This is a genomic window from Lonsdalea iberica (genome assembly GCF_002111585.1).
Classification (GTDB): domain Bacteria; phylum Pseudomonadota; class Gammaproteobacteria; order Enterobacterales; family Enterobacteriaceae; genus Lonsdalea; species Lonsdalea iberica.
Genome location: NZ_LUTP01000108.1, coordinates 1 through 1,302 on the forward strand (window position 1 = coordinate 1; position 1,302 = coordinate 1,302).

Here is a 1,302-nt window from a genome sequence, read left to right on the forward strand (position 1 = left end):
TGTTGGGGGGAGAAAGCAATTATGCTTATGTGCATAATCCATCGAGTTGGGTTGATCCGTTTGGCCTTTCGAGCTGCACTTTAGGTCGAAATATGGGAGCAAGAACCGGTGATGGTATGGCGAATCACCACCTTATTCCTGAAGAATTAATGAAAGATAGGAATTTTAAATCTATCTTCGAACGCCTTAAAAAGATTGGCTGGGATGGTGATGGAGCCTCAAATGGTACCTTCTTACCTGGCTCAAAAGATCTTGCTAGTACAATGGGAATACCAGGCCATTGGTCTAACCATAATCAATATACAGCTGAAATAAGAAATAAATTATCCCAACGTGCAAGCCAAGCCAATAGATTGAGTGATACACAGTTGGCACTAGGGGTAAAAGAAATTCAAGACTGGGCAAGAAAAAGTCTTGATAGTAATTTATTTAGAGTAGATTCTAATACAGGCAGATTATTATGACTCATAGTGAAAGTGAATTTTTTGTTATCGAATACTCTCCTAATGATGAAGGGATACCACACTTTATGGATAAAAAGTGGGTGCCGGAATTACCTGATTATGATCTTTTTACTGCACCGCCATCGCCAGATGATTTTGCAGATGGCTATACAGTTAAAGTAAAATCATACAAGTTAGATGGTGATTATTTCCCAAATGATAACTTAATATCATCTGATATGTTAATGTTACTCTCTGAGCTGAATGTGAAATGTATCAGTATCCCTACTGCGGTTGGGTTATATAAGAGCAAAGCCCCATCAAAAAGGTATTACTTATTTTATATTTTGAGCTACTTATCTATAATGGATGAGTCTGAATCAATATTCACCATATCAACGGATATAGAAACAGGTGAGCTTAACACACCAGAGGCAAAGGGTTTAGATAAAATTTATTATGAAAAAATAGATAAATTTAAAGTTAAGAGTGATATAAAAGAACATCTTTTCTTTTGCAGAGAGATATCAAAACCCGTATGCTCATCAACATTTAAAAGTAGGTATGAGTCGCTTAAATTAAGCGGTGTAAAATTTAAGAAAATAGATGGCAATTATAAATATGATGCTTGGAGTGGCTGGTAAATATTAGCAGTGAATTTACTGTCCGCTGCTATGACTACATATTACTCTATTGTATCTGAATCGTCACCTTGCCGGGCATCACACTAATCACTGAGGTTGCCTGGTAAGACTGCACTGCGTTAGTTAGTCTCTCGCCTAATACAGCTTGCCTTTATTTCATACCCAATTTCCTTTGATATTATATAGTTAACGTTTTTCTATCGCGCACCGACGCA

At 36.7% G+C, this 1,302-nt stretch carries 2 protein-coding genes; both read left to right on the plus strand.

Annotation, left to right across the window (positions count from 1 at the left end; genetic code table 11):
- The coding region (locus AU511_RS16865) for an AHH domain-containing protein (protein WP_205756492.1) at positions 1-464 on the plus strand (464 nt) is incomplete at its 5' end.
- Entirely contained in the window at positions 461-1,087 is a 627-nt protein-coding gene (locus tag AU511_RS16870; RefSeq protein ID WP_094110363.1) for an imm11 family protein, read from the plus strand. The genes AU511_RS16865 and AU511_RS16870, both read left to right, overlap by 4 nt.
- Positions 1,088-1,302: the final 215 nt, after the last annotated feature.